General features: G+C 44.3%; 25 protein-coding genes and 2 pseudogenes. 20 read left to right on the top strand and 7 right to left on the bottom strand.

The window, feature by feature from the left end; all coding sequences use genetic code 11:
- Window positions 1-35 precede the first annotated feature (35 nt).
- Together F891_RS06810 and F891_RS06805 are read right to left on the bottom strand one after the other, a co-directional pair.
- The gene (locus F891_RS06810) at window positions 36-1058 is read right to left on the bottom strand and encodes a flavin reductase family protein (protein ID WP_034439364.1); all 1023 of its coding nucleotides are present in this window, start codon (window positions 1056-1058) and stop codon (window positions 36-38) included.
- Window positions 1059-1356: 298 nt separating this feature from the next.
- A complete protein-coding gene (locus F891_RS06805; protein WP_004731088.1) occupies window positions 1357-2994 on the bottom strand; it encodes a long-chain-fatty-acid--CoA ligase in 1638 nt (545 codons plus the stop codon).
- 378 nt (window positions 2995-3372) lie between these two features.
- Between F891_RS06805 and F891_RS06800 the strand changes: the two genes are divergently transcribed.
- Window positions 3373-4794 carry an aminotransferase-like domain-containing protein gene (locus F891_RS06800; RefSeq protein ID WP_004731090.1) on the top strand — a complete coding sequence of 474 codons (1422 nt, stop codon included), beginning with the start codon at window positions 3373-3375 and terminating at the stop codon, window positions 4792-4794.
- Window positions 4795-4842: 48 nt separating this feature from the next.
- Here F891_RS06800 and F891_RS06795 read toward each other — a convergent pair whose 3' ends face one another.
- The 3 genes from F891_RS06795 to F891_RS06785 form a co-directional block, all read right to left on the bottom strand.
- Window positions 4843-6192 (bottom strand): DcaP family trimeric outer membrane transporter, encoded by a 1350-nt coding sequence (locus tag F891_RS06795; RefSeq protein WP_004731092.1) that lies wholly within the window; start codon window positions 6190-6192, stop codon window positions 4843-4845.
- Between the two features lie 108 nt (window positions 6193-6300).
- Window positions 6301-7674, bottom strand: a complete 1374-nt coding sequence (locus F891_RS06790; RefSeq protein ID WP_004731093.1) for an MFS transporter — start codon at window positions 7672-7674, stop codon at window positions 6301-6303.
- Window positions 7675-7904: 230 nt separating this feature from the next.
- On the bottom strand, window positions 7905-8816 hold the full coding sequence (locus tag F891_RS06785; RefSeq protein WP_004731096.1) for a LysR family transcriptional regulator: 912 nt from the start codon (window positions 8814-8816) through the stop codon (window positions 7905-7907).
- A gap of 115 nt (window positions 8817-8931) precedes the next feature.
- Here F891_RS06785 and F891_RS06780 point away from each other — a divergent pair, with 115 nt between their 5' ends.
- The 8 genes and pseudogenes from F891_RS06780 to F891_RS17335 form a co-directional block, all read left to right on the top strand.
- Window positions 8932-10041: a muconate/chloromuconate family cycloisomerase gene (locus tag F891_RS06780; RefSeq protein WP_005262881.1), complete on the top strand. Its 1110-nt coding sequence runs from the start codon at window positions 8932-8934 to the stop codon at window positions 10039-10041.
- 13 nt (window positions 10042-10054) lie between these two features.
- A complete protein-coding gene (gene catC / locus F891_RS06775) occupies window positions 10055-10345 on the top strand; it encodes a muconolactone Delta-isomerase (RefSeq protein ID WP_004647036.1) in 291 nt (96 codons plus the stop codon).
- A 154-nt stretch (window positions 10346-10499) separates the two neighbouring features.
- Window positions 10500-11420 carry a catechol 1,2-dioxygenase gene (gene catA / locus F891_RS06770; protein WP_004731099.1) on the top strand — a complete coding sequence of 307 codons (921 nt, stop codon included), beginning with the start codon at window positions 10500-10502 and terminating at the stop codon, window positions 11418-11420.
- A 71-nt stretch (window positions 11421-11491) separates the two neighbouring features.
- Window positions 11492-12880: a benzoate 1,2-dioxygenase large subunit gene (gene benA, locus F891_RS06765; protein WP_004731101.1), complete on the top strand. Its 1389-nt coding sequence runs from the start codon at window positions 11492-11494 to the stop codon at window positions 12878-12880.
- Window positions 12877-13368 (top strand): benzoate 1,2-dioxygenase small subunit, encoded by a 492-nt coding sequence (gene benB, locus F891_RS06760; RefSeq protein ID WP_004731103.1) that lies wholly within the window; start codon window positions 12877-12879, stop codon window positions 13366-13368. Before benA ends, benB begins: the two co-directional genes overlap by 4 nt.
- 93 nt (window positions 13369-13461) lie before the next feature.
- A complete protein-coding gene (gene benC, locus F891_RS06755; RefSeq protein ID WP_004731105.1) occupies window positions 13462-14478 on the top strand; it encodes a benzoate 1,2-dioxygenase electron transfer component BenC in 1017 nt (338 codons plus the stop codon).
- 17 nt (window positions 14479-14495) lie between these two features.
- The gene (benD, locus tag F891_RS06750) at window positions 14496-15281 is read left to right on the top strand and encodes a benzoate diol dehydrogenase BenD (protein ID WP_005262877.1); all 786 of its coding nucleotides are present in this window, start codon (window positions 14496-14498) and stop codon (window positions 15279-15281) included.
- Window positions 15282-15339: 58 nt separating this feature from the next.
- A pseudogene (locus F891_RS17335) lies at window positions 15340-15606 on the top strand (benzoate/H(+) symporter BenE family transporter); the annotation flags it as partial.
- Here F891_RS17335 and F891_RS17330 read toward each other — a convergent pair.
- A protein-coding gene (locus F891_RS17330; RefSeq protein WP_085940413.1) for an IS4-like element ISAba1 family transposase occupies window positions 15569-16659 on the bottom strand; the annotation gives its coding sequence in 2 pieces (ribosomal slippage) (window positions 15569-16119 and window positions 16119-16659; 1092 coding nt in all). The pseudogene F891_RS17335 and the gene F891_RS17330 overlap by 38 nt on opposite strands.
- A 61-nt stretch (window positions 16660-16720) precedes the next feature.
- On the opposite strand from F891_RS17330, the pseudogene benE reads away from it, so the two are divergent.
- From benE to F891_RS06710, 6 genes and pseudogenes are all read left to right on the top strand, one after another.
- A pseudogene (gene benE / locus F891_RS06735) lies at window positions 16721-17749 on the top strand (benzoate/H(+) symporter BenE); the annotation flags it as partial.
- Window positions 17750-17786: 37 nt separating this feature from the next.
- The gene (locus tag F891_RS06730) at window positions 17787-18458 is read left to right on the top strand and encodes a 3-oxoacid CoA-transferase subunit A (RefSeq protein WP_004731110.1); all 672 of its coding nucleotides are present in this window, start codon (window positions 17787-17789) and stop codon (window positions 18456-18458) included.
- 19 nt (window positions 18459-18477) lie between these two features.
- Entirely contained in the window at window positions 18478-19134 is a 657-nt protein-coding gene (locus F891_RS06725) for a 3-oxoacid CoA-transferase subunit B (protein ID WP_004731112.1), read from the top strand.
- Window positions 19135-19267: 133 nt separating this feature from the next.
- Window positions 19268-20473 carry a 3-oxoadipyl-CoA thiolase gene (pcaF, locus tag F891_RS06720; RefSeq protein ID WP_004731114.1) on the top strand — a complete coding sequence of 402 codons (1206 nt, stop codon included), beginning with the start codon at window positions 19268-19270 and terminating at the stop codon, window positions 20471-20473.
- Window positions 20474-20532: 59 nt separating this feature from the next.
- Entirely contained in the window at window positions 20533-21312 is a 780-nt protein-coding gene (gene pcaD, locus F891_RS06715) for a 3-oxoadipate enol-lactonase (RefSeq protein ID WP_005262868.1), read from the top strand.
- Window positions 21313-21458: 146 nt separating this feature from the next.
- Window positions 21459-22322 (top strand): IS982 family transposase, encoded by an 864-nt coding sequence (locus F891_RS06710; protein ID WP_004729973.1) that lies wholly within the window; start codon window positions 21459-21461, stop codon window positions 22320-22322.
- Window positions 22323-22371: 49 nt separating this feature from the next.
- On the opposite strand, the gene F891_RS06705 is transcribed toward F891_RS06710, so the two are convergent.
- The gene (locus F891_RS06705; RefSeq protein WP_005100202.1) at window positions 22372-23259 is read right to left on the bottom strand and encodes a DMT family transporter; all 888 of its coding nucleotides are present in this window, start codon (window positions 23257-23259) and stop codon (window positions 22372-22374) included.
- A 375-nt stretch (window positions 23260-23634) separates the two neighbouring features.
- Here F891_RS06705 and F891_RS06700 point away from each other — a divergent pair, with 375 nt between their 5' ends.
- Genes F891_RS06700 through F891_RS06680 form a run of 5 tightly spaced genes read left to right on the top strand, consistent with a single transcriptional unit; the run spans window position 23635 to window position 26332 of the window.
- Window positions 23635-24375, top strand: coding sequence for a PAS domain-containing protein (locus F891_RS06700; protein WP_005262866.1), 741 nt, complete (start codon window positions 23635-23637; stop codon window positions 24373-24375).
- Window positions 24290-24664 carry a hypothetical protein gene (locus F891_RS06695; protein ID WP_155756696.1) on the top strand — a complete coding sequence of 125 codons (375 nt, stop codon included), beginning with the start codon at window positions 24290-24292 and terminating at the stop codon, window positions 24662-24664. The genes F891_RS06700 and F891_RS06695 overlap by 86 nt, the downstream gene beginning before the upstream one ends.
- Before the next feature lie 47 nt (window positions 24665-24711).
- On the top strand, window positions 24712-25236 hold the full coding sequence (locus F891_RS06690) for a flavin reductase family protein (protein WP_005100197.1): 525 nt from the start codon (window positions 24712-24714) through the stop codon (window positions 25234-25236).
- The gene (locus F891_RS06685) at window positions 25233-26003 is read left to right on the top strand and encodes an SDR family oxidoreductase (RefSeq protein ID WP_005100196.1); all 771 of its coding nucleotides are present in this window, start codon (window positions 25233-25235) and stop codon (window positions 26001-26003) included. The genes F891_RS06690 and F891_RS06685 overlap by 4 nt, the downstream gene beginning before the upstream one ends.
- Window positions 26000-26332, top strand: a complete 333-nt coding sequence (locus F891_RS06680) for a non-heme iron oxygenase ferredoxin subunit (protein WP_005100194.1) — start codon at window positions 26000-26002, stop codon at window positions 26330-26332. The genes F891_RS06685 and F891_RS06680 overlap by 4 nt, the downstream gene beginning before the upstream one ends.
- Window positions 26333-26334 lie beyond the last annotated feature (2 nt).

Here is a 26334-nt window from a genome sequence, read left to right as displayed (position 1 = left end):
CCTTCTTATAGTTTAATTAATGGCTTATCAATAGTTTATAAATTAATCACCACAGGACTCACTGCCTGAGAAATGCACAGTTTGATCTGGGTATTATTACCATGATCAATTTCACCGGTCAGGACATTTCGTACCGAACCACTGACTTTGGTACAGGAACAGGTATTGCAGATACCCATTCGGCAGCCATGCGCTGGTCTCAAGCCGGATTTTTCGGCACTTTCCAGTAAGTTGGACTGGGCTTGAAATTCCTGCTGCGATCTTAAAAACCGTACCGGCTGTGCTTTAATTTTTTCATCGACCACAATTTGGAAATATTCCCAATGAAAATTGGATTTCAATTCCAGTTTATCAACGATGCGAAGTGCGGCCTTCATCATCCCGGCGGAGCCACAAGCATAAATTTTTCGTTCTGCAAAGTCTGGCACCAGCTTTTGTAATAAGCTCTGCGTCAGATGCTGCTGGTGTTCCACGGTATTGAAATGGTGATATTTCAAGTTTGGATGCATAAGAGCCAATGTTTTCAGTTCAGCATGAAAGGCATCATCTCGAGTGAAATAAATCAGGTCGATCTGTTCCAGAGACTGAATGACTGCTTTTTGCAGCAAGGAGTAAATGGCGGTAATACCACTACCTGAAGCCAGGAATAAAATCGGCTGGGTGGATTTTTGCAATGTGAACTCACCTTGGGGCTGAGATATTTCAACCACCGCACCAATTTGCATCAGACTTAAGGCACGTGACACTTTACCCTGCTGTTTAACCGCAATGATCAGATCACCATTTTTCAATACCGTCACCACAGAATAATGTCGCTGATGTCGTATGCCATCGAGTCTAACAGTCACTGCAATATTCTGTCCGGCCTGAAATGACTTGGCTTTAAAATTATGATTTGGACGTAAGTGAATTTTGAAAAAGTCAGGGCTGATGGCTTGAATGCCCATAACGGCAGCCTTAACTTTTTTAATTGCCCAGGTTGGATGGATTTTTTCACCAATAAAATCAATGAAATCTTCCCGGATCCAATGCGGCTGATAGGTTGGCATGCTTGTCATTTTTATCCCCTTATCCGCAGACAGCTTCATTAATGTACAACTGTCTAATTATTATATTGCTCAGGATAAAGAATTTTCACATTCAGACCATGTCAATACAGGTCAAATTATGTGCCTAAGCCATATAATATGACTTTTTGTCGGACAATATCGTCTAAAAGTAGCGATCAAGGCGATATGGATTGAGAAAAAGCATTTTTAAATAGACAACGCTGCTTAGCCTGTACATAAAAAAACTGACCTCTATTCGAGATCAGTTTTTTAACTTCATGTTGGGATTTTCAGATTAAATGACGCTTTAACCTGCTGCCTGCTCCAAAAGAATAGTCCCATATAATTCACGCAGATCCTTTTTCAGCATTTTACCAGTACCACTGAGTGGGATCGTATCAACAAATACGACTCGGTCTGGAATCTGCCATTTGGCTACCTTGTCCGCATAATATTCCAGCAGATCAGTTTCACTTAGCTGGCTATCCGGTTTTTTAATGGCAATCAATACCGGGCGCTCATCCCATTTAGGATGCTGGGCGGCAATTACGGCAGCCATCGCAATTTCCGGATGCCCCATGGCAATATTTTCCAGCTCCACCGATGAAATCCATTCTCCGCCAGACTTGATTAGATCTTTAGAACGGTCACTGAGTTTCATAAAGCCATCCTGATCCAGCGTAGCAATATCGCCGGTATCAAACCAGCCGTCAGCAGTCAAAGCTGATTCTTCCTTGCCGAAATAATGGCTGATGACCCAATGCCCTTTGACCTGTAAATTTCCTGTGGTCTGTCCATCACGTTCAATTTCGTGCGTCCCTTTTTCTGTATCAGTCAAACGTAGGTCAACCCCGAATGGCGGACGGCCTTGGGACAGCCGAATCTGTAATTTTTCTTCATCAGACAGATGCAAATGTTTGGTCTTGAGCTGATTTGCCGTACCCAGTGGGCTGATTTCCGTCATGCCCCAGGCATGGATCGTTTCACAATTAAACTGTTCTTTGAACGCTCTTAGCATGGCCGGTGGGCATGCCGATCCGCCCACTACATTCCGTTTTAGGCTTTCCAGTTTGGAACCTGACTGGTTTGCGGCTGCAATCAACCCCTGCCAGATGGTCGGTACGCCAAGTGCTACCGAAACCTGATAGGTATCAATCAGGTTGACCAGACTTACACCATCCAGACCCGGTCCAGGAAGAACCAAAGTGCATCCGACCATTGCAGCGGCATACGGCGTGCCCCACGCATTCACATGGAACATCGGCACCACAGGCAACATAATGTCGGCAGCCGAGACATTTAATGAGTCCGGTAAAATGATGGCATAGCTATGTAATACCGTAGAGCGATGGCTAAACAGCACACCTTTGGGATTGCCCGTGGTTCCCGAGGTATAACACAGCGAGCTTGCCGAGTTTTCATCAAGTGTTGGCCACTCAAAATCTGCATTTTGGCCGGCAATCAGATCATCATAAAACTGAACTTCTGGAATCGCTTCTCTAACTGCCGGATCAGCCGCATCCAGACAGATAAAATGCTCGACCGAGGTCAACAGCGCTTTCACGGCTTTAATTAAAGGGACAAATGTTTTATCAAACAGCACCACGCGATCCGCAGCATCATTGATAATAAAAATGAGCTGTTCCGGAAATAAGCGCGGGTTAATGGTATGACAGACCAGGCCGCTGCCAGAAATGGCATACCAGGACTCTAAATGGCGATGATTATTCCAGGCAATAGTCGCGACCCGATCTCCCTGCGCCAAGCCGAGTTGTTGTAATGCATTGGCAAAACGTTTCGAGTTTTGGTGAATTTCTCCCCAATTGGTCACTGTAATAGTGGTATCGGTATTTTTGGAAATTACCTCGGTATCGGCATGATAGCGTCCTGCATGTTCAATCATGCTGCTGATCAGTAAAGGCTGAAACATCATATTTCCGAGCATTTTCCACTCCTTTGTGCTTGTTATTGGTCCGTATTTGCGTATCGTTTTTATAGTTGCATGATGGCTCGGTCTGAAACCGTAACTTACTTTTTATCATCATGTGGATTGAATTTAGCAAGGAAATCTAACTTTGTAAGTATCGAATTGTGACAAATTAAGCCAAGTGACTGAGGCGTATAAAAATGGGAATATGATTTATGTAGAGATAAAATTTCCACAGAAAATTTGAGACCTGATTTTCAATTTAATTGTCGTGCATCAAGACTCAAGCTTAAAAATAGAATGTCAATAATCCTATTCCTCCCTTTTGTTATATTAAGCATCCTAAAATATGCTATAAATCAAAATAATTAGAACAGTTTTAGTTCAAGAAAGTGTATGTATAAGTCTGAAAAACTGGCACAGAATATCCGTCAGATGATTGAAAACGGTGTATGGAAGGCACATGAAAAATTGCCTTCACTTCGCGAACAGACCCAATTATCTGGTTATAGCCTGATGACGGTACTCAATGCTTATCAGGAACTTGAAGCACAAGGTCTGGTCTATGCCAAAGACAAATCGGGCTATTACGTTGCAGAACACACTCAAGCTCTGCTCAATAGCAAACAGTCCGCCCAGATTGGTTTAAATCCTAAAATTCAAATCAATTCGGTGGTATTTAATTATTTAAAATCGACTCAGTCAGCAGAGATTGTGCCTTTTGGTTCTGCCTTTCCCAATGCAGAGCTGTTATATAACGCCAAATTTATGCAGATTCTGGCGCAGCAGGCCAAAAGAAAAAGCAGTTATAACAACCAGAATCATATGCCGCCCGGCAATCAAAACTTGCGGCAACTGATTGCTAACCGTTATCAATTACAAGGAGTTACCTGCAATCAAGATGACATTGTCATTACATCCGGTGCACTAGAAGCATTGAATCTGTCTTTACAGGCCTTAACACAACCCGGTGATTTTATTCTGCTACAGCAAACCATATTTTATGGTGCCTGGCAGGCAGCCGAGCGTCTGGGATTACAGGTGATTACGATTCCGGAACATCCACAGTTTGGCTTTGATCTGGAATCATTTGAACAGGCTTTAAAACAGTATCCGATCAAGGTGTGCTGGCTGATGCTGAATGCCCATAATCCGATTGGCTTTACCGTCAGTTCTGAAATCAAACAAAGAATTGCGGAACTCTTGTATGAATATCAGGTGTATTTAATCGAAGATGATGTTTATCAGGAACTAAATTATGGTGCAGCCAAGCCGTTACCGGTTAAATATTTTGACCGGCATCATATGGTGCTGCACTGTGCCTCATTTTCGAAAACGCTGGGAATGGGCGCACGCGTCGGCTGGGTGTATGCCGGTCCATTTTCCGATGCCATTCAGCACTTACAGCTCATGAGCACTTTAACGGTCAGCCCCTTACTGCAAAATGCACTGGTCGAGTTTATTTCACATCATCATTATGAAAAACATTTGCGGCATTTAAGGCAGCATCTGGAAAAATATAAAAAGAAATTTTATCAAGAACTTAAAGCACGTTTGGGAAGCATCTGTGAAATTTACTATTATTCCAGTGGTTATTTTCTCTGGATTGAATTACCTAAAGAAGTCGATGCCCAGCAGCTCTATGAACAATTGCTGCAACAGCATATTTCAATTGCCCCTGCACTGCTGTTTAAGCCGGAGCCTGCCAGCCAACATTATATTCGCCTGAACTGTTCGTTTGAATGGACAGCCAAGATCGAAAATGCAGTCAATCTACTGACAGAAACCATTCTTCAAAATAGCAAAAGCGCGGATTAATTCATCCACGATTCTGTTACAGATCAGACGCTTTTATGCAAAGAAGTCTTAGAAATTGTAAATGGCAACCGCATTGATACGGTTATCTTCACCCTTAGTGCTGCCATTCGTGGCTGCACCTAATGCCTCACGTTCACCATAGACATATTCTAGACCGAAACTTAAAGGCTTGGTTGGACTATAGAAAACGTTCGCCCAAGCTTGCCATAAGTCTTTATTAGCCTTGGTCGCATTAGATTGTGTCGCATCCGCAGGAGTTGAGGCGATTAGTGCATTGACATAGTCTTGATCATTACTAAAATTCATATAGCCATAACCCAATGTACCGCGCAATTTGTCATTAAACTGCTGGGTTAGGCCGACCGAAATTGAATCAAATTCACTTTGTAATAAATCGCCATTTGCAGTGGTAATTACACCCGTATTTGCATAAGACACAAAGCTGCTATCGCCTTTAACATGGTAATAATCAGCTTTGAGCGTTGTACCCGGTACAATATCATACTTGGCACCTAAACCTACACCCCATGCCATTTTTTCATCTTCATTGACACGCTTTTCATTCCCCATCGCACGGGCACTGACTGTAAGATTATCAGCAAATTTATGATTTAAACGTGCTGTTAAAGCAGGTAGACGTTGTTTAATACCAGTAATGGTTGCATCTTTAGGATCTTCTACTGCAAATACCAGATTGGTTTCAGGACTGATTGTGCTGGTATAACGAACTTGTGGCGTCCGTTTAATTGAACCGCCAGCATAAACCAATGCATCTACAGTTTCTGGAATATAATCTGGCACTGCAAAGTTCGACCAGGTTTGACCGATCAACCAGTTGGCATAGCTGATATAAGCATGACGGATACGCAAGTTATCAAAGCTTGCGCCACCCAGAAAATCTACTTCAACTTTACCGCTTAAAGCTTTATCTCCAGCACCGACTGGTGCTTTAAAATCCATGCCTAAACGGGTTGCAGCCAGAGTAGATTTAAATTCATCACTACGCTCACCGACACCTTCTAAAGGTACAGCATTAATCTGGTTATACATACGTGCTGCTGAACCACCTTCAGCCTGATAAGAGGCATCGGCACGAATATTTCCATAAAGATTAAATTCGGCACCACTGGCAATTTTCATGACAGGTTTGCTTGCTGGAGCAGGTGTTGCTGCAACATGTGCTGTGACCACGGCCGTCTGTCTTTGCTGTTGCTCAACTAGGGCGCGTAGAGCCTGAACTTCTTGGCGCAGTTGTTCAATTTCCTGCTGATTCGACTGAGCTGAGGTTTGTGCTTGAGTCGATAAGCTGATGCCCCCTAAACTCATTGCCATCATGCTCATCAGAACTGTGCGCTTAAATATGATTGTTGATTGATTAAATAATTGTGTCGTGTTCATCCTAAACTCGCTTTTTATTATGCGTTTCGATTCTAGCAACAGATCACCACCCGTTACGATGGCGATCTATATCATTGGGAATATTATCTTTATTGATTGAAATCTAACTTAATGTGTCGCTTCTTTTGCCAATGGATTCGGCTTCACATCAGGTGTTGCAAGGGCTTGGCCATCTACGGAAGTTTTTAAGTTCACCAGGAAAATTGCCAGCGCAGCGATTACGCCAGGAATCGCAATTGCAAAGAAGTTCATTTGATGTGGTAAATTCATGGTTAATAAAGCACCAGTGAGTACCGGCCCCACAATCGCACCAATACGTCCAATACCTGATGCCCAGCCCATACCGGTAGAACGTACCGTCGATGGATAATACTGCGCCACAAAGGTATAGAGCAGAATTTGTGAGCCAATCGTTGCAGCGCCTGCCACAGCAATCAAGGTATATAGAACGAATTGCGGACTGTTAAATCCAAGCAGAATTAATGCAATGGCACCACATAAGAACATGATAGTCAGCACTTTTTTGATATGGAATTTATCTGCGAGATATCCCCCACCAATGGCACCTACCATTCCACCAATGTTCAGGGCGAACAGGAAGATCATACTTGCACCCAGCGAGTAACCTGCCTGAATCATCAGTTTTGGCAACCAGCTACCCAATGCGTAGACCATCAACAGGCACATAAAGAATGCCAGCCAGAACATAAAGGTACTGAAGCTACGGCCTTGTTGAAAGAGTGCTTTTAATGGCGCCTCATCCCCTTTTTGTACTTCATTCAGTACAAATTGGGTGTCACTGGTGATGACCTGTGTTGGAGAGATCTTTTGAATAATATCGTGTGCTTGAGCCGTCTGTTGTTTGTTGGTCAAGTACATCAGGGATTCTGGCAGATATTTCCATAGAATCGGCAAGATGAGTAATGGAACGCCTGCAAGCAGGAACATGATTTTCCAGCCAAATTGTGGCACCAACCATGCACCCAATAGTGCAGAAGTCATCCCGCCAATGGCATAACCACTAAACATCAGGGCAACCAATGTACTGCGGATGCGTTTAGGCGCATATTCGGTCATCAATGCCACGACGTTAGGCATGACACCGCCAATTCCAAGGCCAGCCAGGAAACGTAAAATTCCGAACTCGACTGGTGATGTAGCAAAGGCACCGATAAAAGTAAATCCACTAAAAATGGCCACACAGATCATGATGGTTTTTTTACGGCCAAGTTTATCGGACAAGGTTCCGAAACTCATGGCACCGAACATCATCCCGAATAAGGCAGTACTGGCCAGCATTCCCGCTTGCACTGCACTTAACGACCATTCCTGCATCAGTAGCGGCAATGCCACCCCATAGATGACCAGGTCATAACCGTCAAAGATAATGATCAGCAAACACCAGATCAAAACACCCCAGTGAAAGGGTGTGAATTTCGCTTCATCAATCAGCGTATTTATATTCACTTTATTTGTAGACATCTCCACCTCCTAATTGTGAAGTTCAACTTATGCTGCTCACAATGCAGAAAATAGGAAAAAATGTCTAAAACTGAATAGGCATGGCTTTATACCTATAAGGTCTGGGTAAAATTAAACTATTCAATTAATTAATAAATATATTATTCAATCATGATGTTTTGTAAAACAGGTTGTTTTTATAGCGTCCTCATCGGTTTTTAGTGCTATATCATTCACACGATTTTTAGCGATTAAAATACCGATCGATCGTATTTTAGCGCTTCAAGATCATAGACTTGATACACAGCATCAAACAGGTAACGGATGTATTCGCTTTCATCCATATTGCGCATCGCCATAAAGACAGGACTCACTGCAAAAGCATCTGCTAGAGGTACAAAGTTGAGATGGGCTAATTTAATGTTTTGCGCGCTTTCCGGTACGATGCAGACGCCTTCTCCGGCAGCGACAAAGCCCAGTGCCAGCTGTAACTCACGGACAATCCGGATATTTTTCGGCTCCAGACCATACTCGGAAAATATGCCACGAACCTGGGTCGAGAAATTTGCCTTTCCAGTATTCGGATATAAGAACAGATGCTGATCAACCAGTTCAGATAAATGTATATTTTCACGATGGGCCAGTACATGACTTGAATGAGCCGCCACCACTAGGCCTTCTTCACGTAATAACACGCGTTTTATCGCAGGATCCGAGATTCTTAAACGGCCAAAACCGACATCAATTCTTCCCTCTTTCAGCGCCTGAATCTGTTCATAGGTATTCATTTCCATCATCTCGATTTTGAGATAAGGATGCTGCTGCTTAAATAAAAATAAAATCCGTGACAGCAAACCAAACAATAAAGAGCCAACAAAACCGATGGTTATGGTGCGATCAGCAATGCCAATCCGTTTGGTCATCGATTTTATTTCTTCAGCATTAGACAAAAGTTTAACAGCGTGCTGATAGAAGAATTGACCGGCTTCGGTGGTTTTTAGCGGACGGCTACCACGCTCAAATAGCTGAATATCGAGCTCTTGCTCTAGATTTTGGATCTGTCGGCTCAAAGGTGGTTGAGCAATAAACAGTTTTTCTGCCGCTTTGGTAAAACTTTGTTCTTCGACGACGGCAACGAAGTAACGCAAATGTCTGAGTTCCATGGCTCTAAATACCTTTAAAGTATAAAAAGATGCTAAATCGATCTTAGACCAATCAACATTATTCTTTTAAGGTATATCAAGTCAAAGCATTAAAGCAAGAATGTGAACCCGTATTATGTATAAGTCAGTTGAAACCTTGCTGGTAGAAATTCCAACCATTCGCCCTCACAAGATGGCAGTGGCGACGATGCAAACCCAGACCCTGGTATTGGTCAAAATCACCACTGAAGATGGTTACATCGGTTGGGGTGAAGCAACAACTATCGGTGGCTTAGGTTATGGTGATGAAAGCCCGGAAAGCGTAAAAGTTAATATTGAAACTTATTTTGCGCCTCTTTTAAAAACATTATCCGGTTTAAATGTTGCACAGACATTACAAGCAATCAAAAAGAATATTAATGGTAACCGTTTTGCCAAATGTGCGATTCAGACTGCACTTTTAGACATTCAGGCACAACGTTTAGGTTTGCCATTAAGCGAAGTCCTCGGTGGCCGCTTACGTGACAGTATTCCAGTTCTTTGGGTATTGGCTTCTGGCAATACCGAAAAAGATATTGCGGAAGCAGAGAAAATGGTTGCGGCAAAACGTCACAACATTTTCAAACTCAAAATCGGTTCTCGTCCGGTAGAAGAAGATGTTGAACATGTGCTGGCAATTAAGAAAGCCTTAGGCAAAGACGTTTCGATCCGTGTCGATGTGAACCGTGCCTGGTCAGAACTGGAGGCGATTAAAGGCATTAAGTTATTGCAAGATGGCGGTGTTGATCTGATTGAACAGCCATGTGCAATTGATAACCTGGACGCCATGCGCCGTCTGACCCGACGTTTTGATGTTGCCATCATGGCAGACGAATCGTTAATGGGCCCGCACTCAGCGTATGAGATTGCCAAACAAAACGGTTCATCTGTTTTTGCAGTCAAAGTTGCCCAGTCGGGTGGCCTGATTGAAGGTTGCGAAGTAGGCAAGATTGCCAAACTTGCAGGTATTGACCTGTATGGCGGCACCATGCTGGAAGGCCCGGTAGGCACAATTGCTTCGGCACATGTGTTCTCTACTTTTGAAAGTCTGGCGTTCGGTACCGAGCTGTTTGGTCCTCTACTGCTGACTGAAGATATTTTGAAAACCCCACTCAACTATCAAAACTTTGAACTTGAGATTCCGAAAGGACCAGGTCTGGGGATTGAGTTGGATGAAAACAAGATTGACAACTTGCGTCGTCAGTAATTAGGAGAAACCCATGCTTTTTCACGTACGTATGGATGTAAACATTCCACGTGACCTGCCAGTTGAACAGGCAAACGAAATTAAGGCTGTTGAAAAAGCCTATTCGCAGGAATTGCAGCGTCAAGGCAAATGGCGTCATATCTGGCGCATCACGGGCCAGTACTCAAACATCAGTATTTTTGATGTTGAAAGCAATGAAGAGTTGCACAACCTGTTACAAGGCTTGCCGCTCTATCCTTATATGAATATTGAAGTGATGGCATTAAACCGTCACCCATCTTCAGTTCGAGATGACGACAGTTGATTAAATTAGCGGATTGGGAGTCACCGGATTCCCCTTCCGAATCGAAAACAGAGGGTACCTCAACAAGGATTGTGGCCAGCCAGATTTAGCCAGCCAATGAAAGCTAAAAAAGTGCGCCACTAAAAGATGAAAGACATACTTTAGGAGCAATAGTATGAATCGCCAAGAAATTGATGCATTAGTTAAGCAAATGAACGTTGATACAGCGACAGGTCCTGTAGATGAACGTGTACAACAAGTTGTTGTGCGTTTATTGGGCGACCTTTTCCAGGCTATCGAAGATCTTGATATTTCCCAGTCAGAACTGTGGAAAGGCCTGGAATACTTTACTGATGCCGGTCAAGCGAACGAATTAGGTTTATTGGCTGCAGGTTTGGGTCTGGAGCATTACCTAGACTTACGTGCTGATGAAGCAGATGCTAAAGCAGGTATTACTGGCGGTACGCCACGTACGATTGAAGGTCCACTTTATGTCGCTGGCGCACCTGAAACTGTAAGCTTTGCGCGTATGGATGATGGTTCTGAAGAAGGCAAAATCCCGACGCTGATCATTGAAGGTACAGTGACGGATACTGACGGCAACCGTGTTGAAGGTGCCAAAGTTGAAATCTGGCATGCAAACAGCCTGGGTAACTACTCATTCTTTGACAAGTCACAGTCTGACTTTAACTTGCGTCGCAGCATCATTACCGCTGCCGATGGTCAATATACTGCATTGACTACAATGCCAGTGGGTTATGGCTGCCCTCCAGAAGGTACCACCCAGTTTGTACTGGACAAATTAGGCCGTCACGGTAACCGTCCATCGCACGTACATTACTTCGTATCTGCACCGGGTTACCGCAAACTGACTACTCAATTCAACATTGAAGGCGACCAATACCTGTGGGATGACTTTGCATTCGCGACTCGTGAAGGCCTGGTGGCAACTGCGGTTGACGTGACTGATGAAGCTGAAATTGCAAAACGTGGTCTAAACGGTCCTTTCAAACACATTCAATTTGATATTGAACTTGTGAAAGAGAAACAAAACGTACCTTCTACTGAAGTTGATCGTCGCCGCGCTAGCGCTTAATACATTAAGAAGCGGGATATGCCTTGAGATATATCCCGCTGACTTCCCCCTTGGAAAGTCGGAGAAAGGACATGCCTCGTATTCCCGTAATTAACACCAGCCATTTAGACCGCATTGACGAATTACTGGTTGATGATTATGAATCTGGTGAATTTAAACTACACCGTTCAGTATTTACAGACCAGGCCCTGTTTGACCTTGAGATGAAATACATCTTTGAAGGTAACTGGGTTTATCTAGCACATGAAAGCCAGATTCCAAACAATAACGACTTCTATACTACTTATATTGGTCGTCAGCCGATCATCATTGCACGTAACCGTCAAGGTGAACTGAATGCCATGATCAATGCCTGTTCGCATCGCGGTGCACAATTGTGCCGTAACAAGAAAGGCAATAAAGCAACTTATACTTGCCCATTCCATGGCTGGACGTTTAATAACTCAGGTAAGTTATTAAAAGTCAAAGATCCGGCTGAAGCGGGTTATTCAGACTGCTTTAACAAAGACGGTTCACATGACCTGAAAAAGGTTGCCCGTTTTGAAAACTATAAAGGTTTCCTGTTCGGTAGCTTGAATCCGGATGTTCCTTCTCTGGAAGAATACCTGGGTGAAGCGACTAAAATCATTGACATGATCGTGGATCAGTCTGAACAAGGTCTGGAAGTTTTACGTGGTTCTTCGACTTATACCTATGAAGGTAACTGGAAGTTGACTGCTGAAAACGGTGCTGATGGTTATCACGTGTCTGCTGTACACTGGAACTATGCTGCAACCACTCAGCAACGTAAAGAGAAAGAAGCTGGCGATAACATCCGTGCCATGAGCGCGGGTTCATGGGGCAAACAAGGCGGTGGTTCTTACGGTTTTGAACACGGTCACATGCTGCTTTGGACTCAATGGGCTAACCCTGAAGACCGTCCTAACTTTGCCAAGAAAGATGAATACACTGCGCAATATGGCGAAGCCATGGCGAAGTGGATGATCGAACGTTCACGTAACCTGTGTATCTATCCAAACGTTTACTTCATGGATCAGTTCGGTTCACAGATCCGTGTCCTGCGCCCGATCTCTGTCGATAAGACTGAAGTGACGATCTACTGTATCGCGCCTGTAGGTGAAGAGCCGGAAGCACGTACACGTCGTATCCGTCAGTATGAAGACTTCTTTAACGCATCAGGTATGGCAACCCCAGACGATCTTGAAGAATTCCGTGCATGTCAGGCAGGTTATGCCGGTATCGCGCTGGAATGGAACGACATGTGCCGTGGTTCTAAACACTGGATCCAAGGCCCGGACGATGCTGCCAATGAAATCGGTTTAAAACCAAAACTGTCTGGTATTAAAACTGAAGATGAAGGTCTATACCTGGCTCAGCACCAGTACTGGTTAGAATTGATCAAAAAAGGCATTGCGACTGAAAAAGAAATTGCAGCATCTACTGAAGGAGAAAACGCATGAGCGACATCACTTTAGAAAATATTGCGCAGTTCCTGTATCAAGAAGCTCGCTTTTTGGATGATGAGCAATGGGATGACTGGTTAACTTGTTATGCCCCTACTGCTTCTTTCTGGATGCCAGCCTGGGATGACGACGACAAACTGACTACAGATCCACAGTCTGAAATCTCCCTGATTTATTATCCAGACCGTCAAGGTTTAGAAGACCGCGTGTTCCGGATCAAGACTGAACGCTCATCTGCCACCATGCCGGATACACGTACCAGCCACAACATCAGCAATATTGAAGTTGTTGAACGTGATGGCGACAAGGCCACTGTACGTTTTAACTGGAACACCTTGAGTTTCCGTTACAAAACAAGTTACAGCTACTTCGGTATGTCTCGTTATGAAATCGATTTCTCAGGCGATAAACCACAGATTTTAAGCAAATACGTGGTACTGAAAAATGATTACATCAATCAGGTTATCGACATCTATCACCTTTAAGACTGTTTTTATTACAGCCAGGTAAAACCTTTCAGCCAGATGGAAAATTGGCTGAAAGGTCCAGTTACAAAGATTTATATAGGATATTCAGCCATGTCAAACCACAATGTTGCACTTCAATTTGAAGATGGCGTTACACGTTTTATTTCTGTTGCCCAAGGCGAGACCCTGTCTGATGCAGCTTACCGTCAAAAGATCAATATTCCTTTGGACTGCCGTGATGGTGCTTGTGGAACGTGTCGTGCGTTTTGTGAATCAGGTTCATTTGACATGCCTGAAGAAACTTATATTGAAGATGCATTAACGCCTGAAGAAGCGGCTGAAGGCTACATTCTTGCTTGCCAATGTAAACCAACCTCAGACGCCGTATTTCAGATTCAGGCCTCTTCGGAAGTGTGTAAAACTGAAATTCACGCATTCCAGGGTACTTTGGCGCGTGTCGAAAACCTGTCTGACTCGACCATTACCTTTGATATTCAGTTAGATGAAGGTCAACCAGACATTCACTTCCTTGCGGGTCAATATGTGAACGTGGGTATTCCAGGTACAACTGAAACCCGTTCTTATTCATTCAGCTCTAAACCAGGCAACCGTTTAACCGGCTTTGTGGTACGTAACGTGCCAAACGGTAAAATGAGTGAGTTCTTGAGTGCCAATGCCCAAGCTGGCGACAAAATGACCTTTACTGGTCCATTTGGTAGCTTCTACCTGCGCCCTGTGACCCGCCCTGTCTTGATGCTAGCGGGTGGTACAGGTATCGCACCATTCATGTCGATGCTGCAAGTGCTGGAAGAAAAAGGTTCAGAGCATCCAGTGCGTTTAGTATTTGGTGTGACCAATGACTTTGACCTGGTAGCGATTGAAAAACTGAACGAACTGCAAGACAAATTCTCGTGGTTTGAATACCGCACAGTGGTTGCTAACCCAGAATCTGCACATGAGCGTAAAGGCTATGTGACCGGTCATATCGAAAATGAATGGCTGAATGACGGTGATGTAGATGTCTACCTGTGTGGTCCAGTACCAATGGTAGAAGCGGTTCGCGGCTGGTTAGATGCTGAAGGCGTTAAACCTGCAAGCTTCCTGTTTGAAAAATTCTCTGCCAACTAATAGAGGGAATTTGTTCAATGTCTAACCGTCAAAGATTTGAAAATAAAGTTGTAATCGTGACGGGTGCCGCGCAAGGCATCGGTCGCGGTGTCGCGCTGCAAGTGGCGAGCGAAGGTGCCCAAGTCGTCATGGCTGACCTTTCCCCTTATGTAGAAGAAGTTCTGGCTGAAATTGAAGCGACTGGCGGTGATGCGATTACGGTCAAAGTCAATCTGGAAACGTTTGCTGGTGCTCAATCAGTCGTTGAAAAAGCGCTAGAAACCTATGGTCGTGTCGATGTGCTCATCAACAACGTCGGTGGCGCGATTTGGATGAAACCTTTCGAGGAATTTTCTGAAGAGGAAATTATCAAGGAAGTGAACCGTTCATTGTTCCCGACCTTGTGGTGCTGCCGTGCAGTACTTCCGGAAATGATTAAAAATCAGAAAGGTACCATTGTAAACGTGTCTTCTATTGCGACACGCGGCATTAACCGTGTGCCATATTCGGCATCGAAAGGTGGTGTGAACGGCCTGACCGCTTCCCTTGCCTTTGAACATGCTAAAGACGGAATCCGTGTCAATGCAATCGCGACAGGTGGTACTGAAGCACCACCACGTAAAGTACCGCGCAATGCCAATCCACTGACTGAATCTGAAAAACAATGGATGCAGCAAGTGGTTGATCAGACCATTGACCGTACTTTCATGGGACGCTACGGTACGATTCAGGAGCAAGTGAATGCAATTGTATTCCTGGCTTCGGATGAATCATCTTATATGACAGGTACAGTAGTACCGGTCGGTGGTGGTGATCAGGGCTAATCCTGATCATCACGATTTTTAACAGGCTCATGGTTCGACGCAAGGAGGCACATCACCAATGAACACCCTGTTTCAGACATTAAAAAATGATTGGTCCATTTCAGCCACTGTTGCAGGATTTTTAGCAGTCCTGATCTCCTATTCGGGGCCACTGATCATTTTTTTCCAGGCGGCGCAGCAAGCCCAAGTTTCCCCGGACATGATGATTTCATGGATTTGGGGAATTTCTATTGGTGCTGCGCTCGCAGGTATCTTTTTATCAATTAAATCTCTGTACACGACAAATTTCACAGAACCCTTATCCTATCAGGGTTCTGCCTTCTTAAAATTGCCAAAATTTCCTTAAACTCTTCTTTTTTCCCAAAACCAATTAAACGCTGAATCGCCATTTGAACATAGTCTAAACCATAGCGAAATAAACTCATTGAGAGTCGTCCATGCTTCTTTATTTTTATCGCTTTTTTTTGATCATGTTGCCATTCACCCGTTAAGTAACACCAACAGAAGCTTATAGCTAACACCGCAATCAATTTTTTCACTCGTCTAGGGTCTGTCAAGCGCGTATTTTCAAGATTAAACCCGCGTCCTTTGAGACAACTGAATAAGGTTTCAATTTCCCAGCGTAATGCATAATCCTGAATAGCATTGGCATTAAACTGAGGAGAAACGACGAGTAAAAGCTCTCCATTTTCTAACTGTAGTGCACTTATATATAGTTTCACCCGACCAACCAAAATCCGTCGTTTACGACATTCAATTTGACCAACTTTAAGATGGCGAAATAAATCACTAATTTTATGATTCTTTCCTAAATGATTGGTGACAATGAAGTTTTTTTAACACGAATGCAGAAGTTGATGTCTTGTTCAATTAACCATGTAAACCACTGCTCACCGATAAACTCTCTGTCTGCGAACACATTCACAATACGGTCTTTACCAAAAATGGCTATAAAGCGTTGAATCAAAGCAATACGCTCTTTCGTATCTGAATTTCCACGTTTATTAAGCAATGTCCAAAGGATAGGTATCGCTATTCCACGATAAACGATTGCGAGCATCAGGATATTAATATTTCGTTTTCCCCATTTCCAATTGGTTCTATCTAAAGTCAGTTGCACTTGGTCGAATGAAAACATATTGAAAATCAACTGAGAAATTTGACGATAATCAAAATACTGACCTGCAAAGAAGCGCTGCATACGTCGATAAAATGATTGTGGTAAGCACTTGATGGGCAAGGCTTTAGATGCAGAAGAAAGATTACATGTTTGCTTTAAAATAATCACAAGCATGATGAGCGCAAAGCACTTTAAATGTGACTTGTTCCATTTTAGATATTTGTTTAAGATAAGATATAACTCATTGAGATGTGTCATAGTATTCGTCGTTAGAAAACAATTATTATGACATTATTTCAATGAGTTATCTATTTTTGTCGTGTACAGAGCAATTAAATACAAAATACCTGTCGTCACCGCCTGGTCTGCGCCCGGAACGGCTTTATTAGTCACGCTGTTTCCCGACATTTCGCTCAATGAAGCGGTTGCTGCCTATATCACCTCTGCCGTGGTGATTTTTTTCATTGGGATTACCGGTTATTTCGACAAGTTGCTGTCCTGGATTCCCCAGGAAGTGGCTGCCGGGATGATGGCAGGGATTTTACTGCAGTTTGGTTTAGGGCTGTTCACCGCGACCGATACCATGCCCTATATCGTCTTTGGCATGCTGGCGGTATTTTTGCTGGCCAAGCGTTTCAGTCCACGTTATGCCATGGTCTGGGTGCTGATTGCCGGTGTGGTTTTAAGCATGCTGCTGGGCAAGATTAACCCGGTCACGGCAGATTTCAGTCTGGCGATTCCGCAATTTATTGCACCGGAATGGACCTGGAGTTCCACCCTGAATCTGGCCCTTCCCCTGATTCTGGTCAGCCTATCTGGCCAGTTTTTACCGGGAATGGCGATTATCAAACTCAGTGGTTATGACATGCCCGCCAAGCCAATTATTAGTGCAACCAGTATTGCCTCGCTTGCAGTGGCCTGTGTAGGTGGTATCACGATTGTCTTGGCCTCGATCACAGCTGCTTTGTGTCTGGGGAAAGATGCCCACGAGCTGAAAGAAAAGCGTTATATCGCTGGTGTGGCGAATGGGCTTTTTTACATTTTAGGCGGCTTATTTGCCGGCAGCATTGTCATGCTTTTTAGCCTGATGCCCAAAGAATTAATTGCGGCTTTGGCAGGACTGGCATTACTGGGTGCGATTGCCACCAACATTTCCGTGGCCATGGGCAAAGAGTCGCAACGTGATGCAGCACTGATCACCTTTTTAGCGACTGCTTCCGGCATGCATTTCTTGGGACTGAGTTCAGTCTTTTGGGGAATTTGCATTGGCCTGGTAGCACATTTTCTGCTGTCACAGAAAAACCGTAACGCAGTTCCGGTTACAGCATCAGATTCAAAACGAGTTTAAAGACATCCATCAGTTTAGGATATGTAAGGACCAGATTATGATAGATAAAAGTTCATTATCATTGAAAGAAGCACTCTCCCAGATCAAGGACGGTTCTACCATTATGATCGGTGGTTTCGGTACAGCGGGTCAGCCTGCTGAACTGATTGATGGTCTGATCGAATTGGGTATTAAAGACCTGATTATTGTCAACAATAATGCCGGTAATGGCGATTATGGTCTGGCGAAACTGCTTAAAGCGGGCGCTGTGCGTAAAATTATCTGTTCTTTCCCGCGTCAGTCAGATTCCTGGGTATTTGACGAACTCTATCGTGCAGGCAAGATCGAACTGGAACTGGTGCCGCAAGGTAATCTGGCTTGCCGTATTCAGGCAGCAGGTATGGGCTTAGGTCCAATCTACACGCCTACCGGTTTTGGTACTTTGCTGGCTGAAGGCAAACCGACCATGAACTACGAAGGTAAAGACTACGTTTTAGAAAATCCAATTAAAGCTGACTTTGCTTTAATTAAAGCTTCTAAAGGCGACCGTTGGGGCAATCTGGTCTACCGTAAATCTGCGCGTAACTTCGGCCCGATTATGGCGATGGCTGCGGATGTGACGATTGCTCAAGTTTCTGAAGTGGTTGAACTGGGTGCACTGGATCCGGAACACATCATCACCCCGGGAATTTTTGTTCAACACGTTGTTCAAGTTAAACCTGCACAATAATTGGCATCGGAGATAAATAATGAGCTATAGCAAACTGACCCGTGACCAGATCGCTGAACGTGTGGCACAAGATATTCCTGATGGCGCTTATGTGAACCTCGGTATTGGTTTACCGACCAAGATTTCCAGCTACCTGCCAAGCGATAAAGACGTCTTCCTGCATTCTGAAAATGGCCTGTTGGCTTTCGGTCCTCCTCCTGCTGAAGAAGACCGCGATCCTGAGCTGATTAATGCTGGTAAAGAATTCGTAACTTTACTTGAAGGCGGTTCATTCTTCCATCATGGTGATTCTTTCGCGATGATGCGTGGCGGTCACTTAGACATCGCCGTACTGGGCGCGTTCCAGGTCGCTGAAAATGGTGACTTGGCTAACTGGCATACCGGTGCACCGGATGCAATTCCAGCAGTCGGCGGTGCGATGGATCTGGCTGTGGGCGCGAAGAAAGTCTTTATTACGACTGACCACGTGACCAAAAAAGGCGAGCCAAAAATCGTGGCTGAACTGACGTATCCGGCTACTGGCTTGAAATGTGTCGACCGTATCTATACCGACCTCTGCGTGATTGATGTCACCCCTGAAGGGATGAAAGTGATTGAGAAAGTTGAAGGTCTGTCATTTGAAGAATTGCAGTCATTGACTGGTGCCAAACTGATTGATGCGACTCAATCAAATTAAGGGGAAGTCCCTCCTTTATTAAAGGAGGGATTTAGGGAGGATTTGAGGAATAAAACTACTTCATTAAATCCCTCCCAACCTCCCTTTAAAAAGGGAGGAGTTTTCTTCTTTTAAATATGTGAGCAAATACACAATGAAAAACGCATATATTATCGATGCCATCCGTACCCCATTCGGCCGTTATGCCGGTGGTCTCGCGCCTGTCCGTGCAGATGACTTAGGTGCGCTGCCAATTAAAGCTTTGATGGAACGTAATCCAAGTGTGAACTGGGAACAGGTCGATGACGTGATCTATGGCTGTGCCAATCAGGCCGGTGAAGACAACCGTAACGTCGGTCGTATGTCTTCTCTGCTTGCAGGTTTGCCTTATCAGGTACCAGCGACGACCGTGAACCGCCTGTGTGGTTCATCGATGGATGCCATCGCAATGGCAGCACGTGCGATTAAAGCCGGTGAAGCGAATCTGATTATTGCTGGTGGTGTAGAAAGCATGTCACGCGCCCCATTCGTGATGGGCAAGTCAGAAACGGCGTATGGCCGTAGCCAGAAGATTGAAGACACCACCATGGGATGGCGTTTTATCAATCCGAAACTGAAAGAAATGTACGGCGTAGAAACCATGCCGCAAACGGCTGAAAATCTGGCGGAACAGTTCAACATCAACCGTGAAGACCAGGACAAGTTTGCCTTGACCAGCCAGCAACGTACTGCAGCAGCACAGGCCAAAGGTTTCTATAAAAATGAAATTATTCCTGTAGTGATTCCACAGCGTAAAGGCGATCCGGTGGTTGTCGATACTGATGAACATCCGCGTGCATCTACCACTGCAGAAGCTCTGGCAAAACTGAAGCCTGTGGTGAAAGCAGAGGGGACGGTAACGGCGGGTAATGCTTCAGGGATTAACGATGGTGCAGCTGCCCTGTTGATCGCGTCTGATGAAGCAATTGCTCAACATGGCTTAAAACCACGTGCCAAAATTATTGGTTCAACCGTCGTTGGTGTTGAACCACGTATCATGGGCTTTGGTCCAGCACCTGCCATTAAGAAATTACTGGCGCAAACCGGTCTGACTTTAGAGCAGATGGATGTGATCGAGCTGAATGAAGCTTTTGCAGCACAAGCTTTGGCTTGTACTCGTGACCTTGGCATTGAAGATGGTTCAGAGAAAGTCAATCCGAATGGTGGTGCAATTGCTTTGGGCCATCCACTTGGTGCATCTGGCGCACGCTTAGTCACAACCGCACTCAACCAGCTGGAACAAACTGGCGGTAAATACGGTCTTTGTTCAATGTGTATTGGTGTCGGTCAAGGCATCGCTTTGATTATTGAACGCGTCTAACAACCTATTAAAAAGATAAACCTCCTCCCTTTTTTAAAGGGAGGTCGGGAGGGATTTCAATGCCAACATTTACATCCAACGATGCCCAGATCAATTACCAGACCTTTGGTGATGCCAGCAAACCTGCCCTGTTTTTTTCTAATTCATTGGGTACTAAATTCAGCATGTGGCAACCACAAATTGAATTTTTCCAGCAAGACTATTTTGTCATTTGCTATGACACTCGTGGTCATGGCGCTTCCTCTGCACCACAAGGTCCGTATAGCCTGGACCAGCTAGGACAGGATGTAGTGAATCTGCTGGATCACCTGAACATCCAGAAAGCCGCTTTCTGTGGTATCTCGATGGGCGGTTTAACCGGTCAATGGTTAGCGATTAACAAGCCTGAACGTTTTAGCCACGTGATTATTTGCAATACTGCTGCCAAGATTGGTCAGGAACAAGCCTGGCTGGAACGTGCCGCGTTGGTGCGTGAACAAGGTCTGGCACCGATTGCATCAACTGCAGCATCACGCTGGTTTACCGAACCCTTTATCCAAAGCAACGCAGCGACAGTTGCAGAACTTTCAAACGACCTTGGAGCTGGCAGCCCGGAAGGTTATGCAAGTTGTTGCGAAGCTTTGGCTAAGGCGGATTTACGTGAACAGATCAAAACGATTTCAGTGCCGGTACTGATTGTGGCCGGTCAGCAAGACCCCGTAACGACTGTTGCAGATGGTCAAGCCATGCAAGCTGAAATTGCACAAAGCCAGTTGTTTGAAATCAATGCCTCGCACATTTCCAATGTGGAACAACCTGAGGCCTTTAATCAGGCAGTTCAGAAATTTATTGCAGCTTAAACAATAAATGCAAAGAAAAAGCCACTGTTGATCAGTGGCTTTTTTATACTTAACCTGAGTTCGACATAAAAAATAAATAAAAAAAAGCCTTAGCATCTGTAATATCTTGGTTACGAAGACAAAACATTTCAGAGCAAGGCTTTTTCATGGACTATATTACCGAATTATTTTGTATCTTGGATGATTTCTGCAAAAAGTTTAATGAATCTTTAGAGAAAGCTCTAATTTCTGATCAAAAAACAACAATGAAAAAGTCAGCTTTAAGCTTGTCTGAAGTCATGACCATTGTCATTTTATTTCATAAATCCGGGTTTAGATTTTTCAAATATTTTTATTGTCATATGATCATCCCATTTTGGAAATCAGCTTTTCCCAAGCTTCTTAGTTACAATCGTTTTATTGAAATTATGCCGCGTTGTTTGCAAGCTTTGAGTAGTTTCTTCCATCAAGTTAAAGGAGAAGATACCGGAATTTGTATTATTGATTCGACTAAATTGGTCGTTTGCCATAATCTTAGAATTAAAAGACATCGTGTATTTAAAGGCTTAGCTGGTCGTGGTAAAAGTAGCACAGGTTGGTTTTATGGATTTAAAGTCCATATTGTTATCAACAACTTGGGTGAAATTATTAATCTCAAGATTACATCGGGAAGTGTTCATGATGTTGCTGTACTTGAATCTTTAACCCAAGAGTTAAAAGGTATTTTACTGGGCGATAAAGGCTATCTGAGTAAAGCAAAAACTGAAGCTTTAGCAGCAAGGGGGCTCAGACTATTAACCCCGTCACGCAAGAATATGAAAAATAAACCCATCCAAACTGAAGAAGAAAAACAATTGCTTTGCAGAAGAGGATTGATCGAAACAGTGAATGATCAGTTAAAAAACTTACATCAAATTGACCATTCACGTCATCGTTCGGTGAATAACTTTATGGTGAATATTATGGCTGCTATAGTGGCTTATTGCTTAAATCCAAATAAGCCAACTTTCCAAAACTTGCTAAAAAGCTAAAATATTTCATCGAACTCAGGTTACTTAGATTTAAAAAATTAGTGCTGCATCAGGCCCAGATTACTAGAATCGCCGCAATCACTACCAAGCCTAGTCCCCAATGCTCCGCACGTGCCAGTTTATCTTTAAAGAAATATGCCGAAATCAGCATACTAAACAGAATCTCAATTTGTCCTAAGGTTTTCACGACCGGCACACTCATCATGCTCATGGCAGTAAACCAGCCGAGTGATGCCATAAAACTGCACACACTCACCTTAAAAGTTAAGCCCAGACGCTGCCACATGGCCACTAAAGTCTGGCGACTGAATAGGCTGAGGTAAAGCAGCATACTCAGGCACTGAAAACTGATCACCATTAACAGCACCCAGGCCGCACGATGCAAGGTGGGTAAAGTGCTTAATTCCAGACTGGCTTCGCGTACCAGAAGCGAGGTAATGGCAAAACTTAATCCACTGCCAATCCCGATCGCCAATGTTCTCGCTGAAAACCCGCTGACCTGTTGGCCTTTACTCAATAAAAATACCGCATATCCGCCCAGCGCCACACCAATCCAGGCCAGGAATGACAAATGATCTGCTAAAAAGGTCACGCCAATAATGGCTGCAAGAATGGCTTCACTTTTCGCCAGCCCCACCCCAACGGCATAATTTTTTTGCTTGAACAGTTGTACCATCAGCGCCGTAGCTAAAATCTGACTGCAACCCGCAATCACCACATAGACCCAGAACTTGGGCGTGAAGTGAATCACACTTTCAACTGGCTTGAAATAATACAGGCTGCTCAGGTAAAGCGCAGCGAATGGCAAACCGAAAATAAAGCGTGCCAGGGTGACTCCCCACACATCGACCGTGGTGCTGAGCTGTTTTTGAAAGGCGTTGCGCCAAGCCTGCATAAATGCAGCAATTAAAGTGAAAAAAATCCAGCTGAATGCCATCTACTGATCGCTATTACTACAAAAGTGAATTAATTCTATGTCTTAACAAAAGGACTGACTAATTAAAAATAGGATGCTGGCCAATAGCAGAAAGTTTGGCTTAATTTGGAAAGATTCCAGCTAAAAAACAATATGATCTATCAGTCATTTTAAAACGTGACAATGGTACTAATTTTGCTTAGTCAAACCTTGCTAGGCTAATGTGTGCAGTGTGTATTTATTTTATATGTTTAAAGTATGTAATTAGACCTGAAGTGTAATTGAACTCTTTTTTACTTTGCTCCAATATGAAATGCAATAACAACAAGTATTCATCAGTGAAGACGAATACCCCTGTACCAGATCGCCGGATGCTATCTCAGGTAAGGAATGAGAATGACCAGTTTAAATTATTATCAAACCATCTTTGATAAGGCGGGTGATGCCATTTTTGTGCATGATATCGGCAGTGTCGAGTTCATGGACGTCAATGAAGCAGCTGAAGACCTGACCGGTTACAGCAAATCTGAATTAACCAGCATGAGTGTAGAAAAAATCAGTGCGCATAGCCATGGTTTTGATTTTCACCATGCCTTAAAAAAGGTGCAACAAGCTGCCAGCCATGAAGCAATTACATTTGAATGGATTATTCAGGCACAGAATCAACGGCAGATTCCCGTTGAAGTTTGCCTGAAAACGGTCGAAATTGAGCATCAGCCCAAGCTACTGGCTTTGGTTCGCAACATTAGCGAAATCAAGAAATATCAGTATCAGCTGCAGTCTAAAGATCAGTATTTCAAGATGCTGCTGGAAAACTCGGGCGATGGCATCGCGATTCTGGACCTGCAAGGCAAACTGCTGTATGCCAGCCCTTCTCTACAACGTATTTTGGGTTATCGTGACCGCTTTGTTTTAAATAAAAATGTGCTGAGTGTTATTCATCCGGATGACCGGATTAAAGTCCGGCAACTGTTATTTAAAAAACCGGCTGAACAGGCGATTGGAGTACTGCATTATAAAATTCTGCACCATAATGGGAAGTGGCGGCACCATGAAGCAACCTATCGCAACCTGCTCGACCATCCGGGACAATGGCGCTGCAATCTGGGGCATCGGCGATACAGTGATGGTCAATGACCCGATTGCCGGACAGGGAGCGAATAATGCCACCCGTATGGTGGAGCATTATTTACAGGCTATTCTGGCGCATGGTGATGAAGCCTTTACTGCTGAATGGATGACACAAGTCTTTGATGACTTCTGGGAATATTCAGGCCGCTATACCACTGAATTTACCAATTTGTTGCTGAATCCGCCAAGTGAAAGCCTGCTTCAGGTTCTGGGTGCAGCAGCACAAAACAGGGTCATTGCTGATGACTTTATGGGGCACTTCAACCATCCACGTTGGTTTCTGGCCAGCCGTTGATGGTGAAGAAGGCGCAAAAGAATACCTATCACGCAAGGATTTTAATCATGCAGCTGCCTGAAGTGTTATGGCAGGATGTTGATCTTGCTGAAGCGAAGGCGCTTCGGCAGGCCTTCGGCGGTTTTGCCACAGGTGTCGCGATTGTCACCTGTCTGGATGAACAGCAGCAACCTGTCGGACTGACTATTAATTCATTTAGTTCCGTGTCATTAGATCCTGCGCTGGTGTTATGGAGTCTGGTGAATCATTCACCAAGCCGTACGGTTTTTGAAAATGCAGAATACTTTGCCATTAATATTCTGGGTGCAGACCAGCAGGACGTTGGTCTGAACTTTGCCAAGCCCATTGCCGATAAATTCCAGCATGGTGTGTGGAATATTGAACAGTCTAAAGCGCCCGTATTGGAAGGGTGTGTGGTGCAGTTTGTTTGCAAAAATGAAAAGCAGATTGAAGCCGGCGATCACCAGATTTTTCTTGGAAAAATTGAGCAATGCCGTCACAGCAATCAGCGTCCATTGCTGTTCTGCAAAGGACAGTTTAGTGAATGGCCACAATATAAGGAGGCTTCATGACCGATCTGAACAATAAAGTGGTTCTGGTCACTGGAGGAGCGACTCACATTGGTCAAGCAGTGGTTAAAGAATTAAAGGGGCTGGGTGCCGACGTCATTATTGCTGATATTAATCAGGAACAAGGCCAACAGGTCGCGAATGAAACCCAAACTCGCTTTGAATATCTAGATCTGGCCAGTGATGACAGCATTCAGGCCTTGGTAGGTAAGCTGACGCAAGTCGATATTCTGGTGAATCTGGCCTGTCTGTATGAAGATCATGGATCCCAGTCGACACGTCAAGATTGGCAAAATACCTTTAATGTGACCGTTTTTGGTCATGCTGCATTGGTACAGGCCTGCCGCCCATTGCTGAAAGTGAGTTCAGATGCTGCAGTGATCAATATCAGTAGTGTCAGTGCCCGTATTGCCCAAAAAGAGCGCTGGGTTTATCCGGCATCAAAGGCCACACTGGAACAGCTAACCAAAAGTATGGCACTCGATTTAGCCACTGATGGTATTCGCGTGCATGCCTTGTCTTTGGGATGGACCTGGTCTGTACCGATGCAGATGATTTCAGGCAATGACCGTCCTAAAACCGATCGTGTGGCTGGCCGTTTCCACGTTCTTGGTCGTATTGCCGATGCAGAAGAAGTGGCAGAAGCTCTAAGTCTGCTTTGTAGTCCAAAAGCGAAATTACTGACTGGCAGTGTGATCCATGCCGATGGCGGTTATCACACGCTTGGACCTGAAGCAACCGATTCACCGATTGAGGAGTTGAGCGCATGAATATTCAAATGACCAATATTGCAGAAAAATTTCTTTGCCTGACTTCTGACGTTGAACAAGGTGAAGGCTTGCAAGTCATCATTGAGGGCTATCCGCCACTGGCGGTATTCCATCTGGAAGATGGTGAATTTTACGTCACCGATGATACCTGTACCCATGGCGACGCATCGTTAGCCGATGGTGAAGTTGATGGCTGCGAAGTGGAATGTCCGTTCCATGCCGGTGCTTTCGATATTAAAACCGGTGAGCCGTGTGGTGCACCGTGCAGTATTCCACTCAAAACTTACACCTCATTTGTACGTGATGGCCAGGTCTATTTGGTGGAGTAATG

It is taken from the genome of Acinetobacter sp. CIP 101966 (genome assembly GCF_000369725.1).
Lineage (GTDB): Bacteria > Pseudomonadota > Gammaproteobacteria > Pseudomonadales > Moraxellaceae > Acinetobacter > Acinetobacter lwoffii_Q.
Note: the sequence above shows the minus strand (reverse complement) of the source record. Positions and strands in the feature narration are given on the sequence as shown.

Bases quoted from the DNA above. Each gene is read 5' to 3' on its own strand.
- F891_RS06810 (WP_034439364.1), bottom strand. From the start codon at position 1,058: ATGACAAGCATGCCAACCTATCAGCCGCATTGGATCCGGGAAGATTTC.
- F891_RS06805 (WP_004731088.1), bottom strand. From the start codon at position 2,994: ATGCTCGGAAATATGATGTTTCAGCCTTTACTGATCAGCAGCATGATT.
- F891_RS06800 (WP_004731090.1), top strand. From the start codon at position 3,373: ATGTATAAGTCTGAAAAACTGGCACAGAATATCCGTCAGATGATTGAA.
- F891_RS06795 (WP_004731092.1), bottom strand. From the start codon at position 6,192: ATGAACACGACACAATTATTTAATCAATCAACAATCATATTTAAGCGC.
- F891_RS06790 (WP_004731093.1), bottom strand. From the start codon at position 7,674: ATGTCTACAAATAAAGTGAATATAAATACGCTGATTGATGAAGCGAAA.
- F891_RS06785 (WP_004731096.1), bottom strand. From the start codon at position 8,816: ATGGAACTCAGACATTTGCGTTACTTCGTTGCCGTCGTCGAAGAACAA.
- F891_RS06780 (WP_005262881.1), top strand. From the start codon at position 8,932: ATGTATAAGTCAGTTGAAACCTTGCTGGTAGAAATTCCAACCATTCGC.
- catC (WP_004647036.1), top strand. From the start codon at position 10,055: ATGCTTTTTCACGTACGTATGGATGTAAACATTCCACGTGACCTGCCA.
- catA (WP_004731099.1), top strand. From the start codon at position 10,500: ATGAATCGCCAAGAAATTGATGCATTAGTTAAGCAAATGAACGTTGAT.
- benA (WP_004731101.1), top strand. From the start codon at position 11,492: ATGCCTCGTATTCCCGTAATTAACACCAGCCATTTAGACCGCATTGAC.
- benB (WP_004731103.1), top strand. From the start codon at position 12,877: ATGAGCGACATCACTTTAGAAAATATTGCGCAGTTCCTGTATCAAGAA.
- benC (WP_004731105.1), top strand. From the start codon at position 13,462: ATGTCAAACCACAATGTTGCACTTCAATTTGAAGATGGCGTTACACGT.
- benD (WP_005262877.1), top strand. From the start codon at position 14,496: ATGTCTAACCGTCAAAGATTTGAAAATAAAGTTGTAATCGTGACGGGT.
- F891_RS06730 (WP_004731110.1), top strand. From the start codon at position 17,787: ATGATAGATAAAAGTTCATTATCATTGAAAGAAGCACTCTCCCAGATC.
- F891_RS06725 (WP_004731112.1), top strand. From the start codon at position 18,478: ATGAGCTATAGCAAACTGACCCGTGACCAGATCGCTGAACGTGTGGCA.
- pcaF (WP_004731114.1), top strand. From the start codon at position 19,268: ATGAAAAACGCATATATTATCGATGCCATCCGTACCCCATTCGGCCGT.
- pcaD (WP_005262868.1), top strand. From the start codon at position 20,533: ATGCCAACATTTACATCCAACGATGCCCAGATCAATTACCAGACCTTT.
- F891_RS06710 (WP_004729973.1), top strand. From the start codon at position 21,459: ATGGACTATATTACCGAATTATTTTGTATCTTGGATGATTTCTGCAAA.
- F891_RS06705 (WP_005100202.1), bottom strand. From the start codon at position 23,259: ATGGCATTCAGCTGGATTTTTTTCACTTTAATTGCTGCATTTATGCAG.
- F891_RS06700 (WP_005262866.1), top strand. From the start codon at position 23,635: ATGACCAGTTTAAATTATTATCAAACCATCTTTGATAAGGCGGGTGAT.
- F891_RS06695 (WP_155756696.1), top strand. From the start codon at position 24,290: ATGAAGCAACCTATCGCAACCTGCTCGACCATCCGGGACAATGGCGCT.
- F891_RS06690 (WP_005100197.1), top strand. From the start codon at position 24,712: ATGCAGCTGCCTGAAGTGTTATGGCAGGATGTTGATCTTGCTGAAGCG.
- F891_RS06685 (WP_005100196.1), top strand. From the start codon at position 25,233: ATGACCGATCTGAACAATAAAGTGGTTCTGGTCACTGGAGGAGCGACT.
- F891_RS06680 (WP_005100194.1), top strand. From the start codon at position 26,000: ATGAATATTCAAATGACCAATATTGCAGAAAAATTTCTTTGCCTGACT.